A 3,557-nucleotide genomic window follows, 5' to 3' on the forward strand; every position below is an offset into this window, starting at 1 on the left:
GGGCTGGGACGTTGCCGCCTCCTGCGCCGCGGGAGACTCGTCGGCCCAGGCGGGCGCGGGGGCCATCGCCGGGAGACCGACGACGGCGGACCCCGTGAGCGCGACGGATAGAAGCATCATGATGCCTGCGCGCATCGTTGCACGGTGTGGAGTACTCACAGGCAAAAGGATACCGCCTGGGCAATCACTGTCTATTGCACAGACAATTACCCAGGCGGCGGTCAGGTAGTGGTCGGGCAGTGGCCAGGTGGTGGCTACTGCCCCTGAGCGGCGTACTTGGCCTCGACCTCGGCCTTGAGTGGGCGCCACCAGGCCTCGTTGTCACGGTACCAGTCGATGGTCGCCTGCAGGCCGGAGCGGAAGTCGGTGAACTTCGGCGCCCAGCCGAGCTCCTCGACCAGCTTGGAGTTGTCGATGGCGTAGCGCATGTCGTGGCCGGGGCGGTCGGCGACGTGCTCGTAGTCGTCGGGCTCGTAGCCCATGAGCTCCAGGATCAGCTCGACGACCTCCTTGTTGTTCTTCTCGCCGTCGGCCCCGATGAGGTAGGTCTCGCCGATGCGGCCCTTCTCGATGATGTCCCACACGGCGTCGTTGTGGTCCAGGACGTGGATCCAGTCGCGCACGTTCTCACCGGCGCCGTAGAGCTTGGGGCGCACGCCGTCGATGAGATTGGTGATCTGGCGCGGGATGAACTTCTCGATGTGCTGGTAGGGCCCGTAGTTGTTCGAGCAGTTGGAGATCGTGGCCTCCACGCCGAAGGAGCGCACCCAGGCGCGCACGAGCAGGTCGCTTCCGGCCTTGGACGAGGAGTAGGGGGAGGAGGGGTTGTAGGGCGTCGTCGGCTCGAACTTGGCCGGGTCGTCCAGCTCCAGGTCGCCGTAGACCTCGTCGGTGGAGATGTGGTGGAAGCGCACCTTGTGGCGGCGTACCGCCTCCAGCAGGGTGAAGGTGCCCACGAGGTTGGTCTGGATGAAGGGGGAGGGGTCGCGCAGCGAGTTGTCGTTGTGGGACTCGGCGGCGAAGTGGACGACGACGTCGGCCTCGGCCACCAGCGGGTCGACGACGTCTGCGTCAGCGATATCCCCGACGACGAGGGTGACGCGATCATCCACGTCTGCCAGTGAGCCCTTGTTCCCGGCGTAGGTGAGCTTGTCCAGGACGGTGACGGTGGCGTCGGGGTGGCGCACCAGGGTCTGGTGGACGAAGTTGGCGCCGATGAAACCGGCGCCTCCGGTGATGAGGACGTGCATAGAACTCGCTCCGATGAGGGGGAACTGTGGGCGCCCGGCGCCCGTCATGGCCGACGCCATCATGCCACAGGAGTCCTCGGGGGCCCACAGGAGCCCGGGGAGCCCATGGGGTCCGCAGGCATCACCGTCCTCCTTGCCCGTCTCCGACTCCTCCCTGACGTCCGCGATGCTGCAACCAGATTGCAACGGTGTGGTCGCGGTGTGACGAAACCTTGATCTGCCGGGAAAAAGCGATACCCGTGCAGCGGCGCGGGCGGTGGTGGGCATCGGCGAACAGACCCTGATATCCGAGCCACCCAAAAATATCAGTAAACTATCAATAATCTCTCGGAAAACACATAGATATTAAATATCGAGCATTTCGGGGGAGCGGTGTCGGTGGCTTCGGTGGTGAGGCTCGACCGACTCCAGTCGATATCACCCCCAAAAGGAGCCCCATGAAAGTTCCACGCGCTCTTGGCCGTCTCGTCCTACGCATAGACCGTCGCCCTACTGCCGGCCTGCTCGCGCGCCGCGCCACCGGGCTGGTCGCCCTGGTCCCGCTCCTGCTGGCCGGACTGGTGCCTGTGGCCAGCGCCGCGCCCGACACCGGTGACTCCGGCGGCTCGGGCGGCGGTTCCGCCTCTCAGGCTGACGGCCCCGCTCCGGTCCAGGTCCTCGACCTGACCGGCTCCAGCGGGCAGGCCACCGAGATCGCCCGCTCGGGCCTCGACGACGCTCAGTCGGGAACGGGTGCCGGGGGTGGCGGCGCAGGCGGAGGTACCGGCGCCGCCACGTCGGTGAGCCCGGCGCTGGCGGCCAGTGTGAGCCGGTCCGTCCAGAGGACAGTCGCCCAGACCACCGGCGGGACCGATGGGCGGGTTCCCATGATCCTGCCCACAGCCACCGACCCGCAGATCGATGCCACTCTTCTGACCGATCCGCTCGAGGTCGACCGGTTCCTCGTCGCGGGATTCACCTGGACCGGTGGTGCCGACCTGCCCGAGGGCGTGCGCATCTACCTGCGAGTGAGGGAGAACGGCACCTGGTCGCCCTGGTACCTCAACGAGGCGGCCGACTCCGGGAGGGACGACCGTGCCACCTCCGGCACCGGCGAGTTCGTCACCGGTGGTGCCGACGCGATCCAGGCCTCCGTCGTCGGCGGCTCACTGCCCACGGATCTGAAGCTGGCCCTCGTCCCCTCCCAGCCCCAGGGGGAGCAGGCCCTCAGTGCGGCCGACCTCAAGACCACTGAGGCCGGGCCGACTCCGGTCATCGAGGACGCCGCCGTCCCGCAGACTGCACCCGGCTGGCCCGGTGCGTCGAAGGGCTCCACCGAACCGGTCACTCAGCCGGCTGCCGCAGGAGCGACGCCGTTGGTCAGGCCCGCGACCTTCACGACGACAGCGCTGCCTCCCGTGCGCCCCGCCGCTCTGCCGGCCACCGTGCCCGCCGCTCTGCCGGCAGCGACGACCGCCAACGGCCTCCCGGTGCCGGTCACCACCCGGGCCGAGTGGGGGGCCAACGCCTCCTACATGACCTGGGACCCCGAGTACGCGTCCGCCGGTCACGTCGTCGTCCACCACACTGCCGGAACCAACAACTACTCCGCCGAGCAGTCGGCCTCCATCGTGCGGGGCATCTATTACTACCACGCGGTCACCCTGGACTGGGGCGACATCGGTTACAACTTCCTCATCGACAAGTTCGGCACCGTCTTCGAGGGACGCTCCGGCTCCCTGGCGGCTCCCGGCGGCAGGATGAGCGTCGGAGCCCACGCCCGAGGCGTCAACACCGGGACCATGGGCCTGTCCATGATGGGTGACTACAGCAGCGTCAGCCCCTCGGAGGCTCAGCTCAGTTCCGTGGGCAAGATGGCCGGATGGTTCCTTCGGCGAGCCGGTATCTCGGACGCCAACGGCTGGGCGGGCCTGCACGTGTGGACCACCGAGCGTTACCAGGCCGGTTCCACCGTCTCGATGCCCCGGATCCTGGCGCACCGCGACGTCGGCTACACCTCCTGCCCTGGTGACGTCGGCTACTCCAAGCTCGGCATCATCCGCTCCATCGCCCAGGCACAGATCGACGGTTCCGGGACCTGGAAGGCCGAGTCGGGCTCCTGGTACTACATACGACCCGACGGTGCCAGGGCCACGGGCTGGGTGCTCGACTCCGGCAGCTGGTACTACCTGGACGGCTCCCGCGGCGGGGCCATGGTCACCGGATGGGTGGCCGATGCCGGCAGCTGGTACTACTTGGACGGCTCCCGCGGTGGGGCCATGGCGACCGGATGGGTGGCCGATGCCGGCAGCTGGTACTACTTGGACG

Annotated in this window: 2 protein-coding genes; one reads left to right on the forward strand and one right to left on the reverse strand. The window is 68.0% G+C overall.

Annotation, left to right across the window (positions count from 1 at the left end; translation table 11 throughout):
* Positions 1-254 precede the first annotated feature (254 nt).
* Positions 255-1,250 carry a dTDP-glucose 4,6-dehydratase gene (gene rfbB / locus RWR81_RS12885; protein ID WP_314458121.1) on the reverse strand — a complete coding sequence of 332 codons (996 nt, stop codon included), beginning with the start codon at positions 1,248-1,250 and terminating at the stop codon, positions 255-257.
* Between the two features lie 437 nt (positions 1,251-1,687).
* On the opposite strand from rfbB, the gene RWR81_RS12890 reads away from it, so the two are divergent.
* Positions 1,688-3,557, forward strand: a 1,870-nt coding sequence (locus RWR81_RS12890; protein ID WP_314458120.1) for an N-acetylmuramoyl-L-alanine amidase, incomplete at its 3' end; no start/stop codon positions are given.

The organism is uncultured Actinomyces sp. (assembly GCF_963526355.1).
Lineage (GTDB): Bacteria > Actinomycetota > Actinomycetes > Actinomycetales > Actinomycetaceae > Actinomyces.

Excerpts from the sequence above, each read along its gene's own strand:
- rfbB (WP_314458121.1), bottom strand. The coding sequence starts at position 1,250 with ATGCACGTCCTCATCACCGGAGGCGCCGGTTTCATCGGCGCCAACTTC.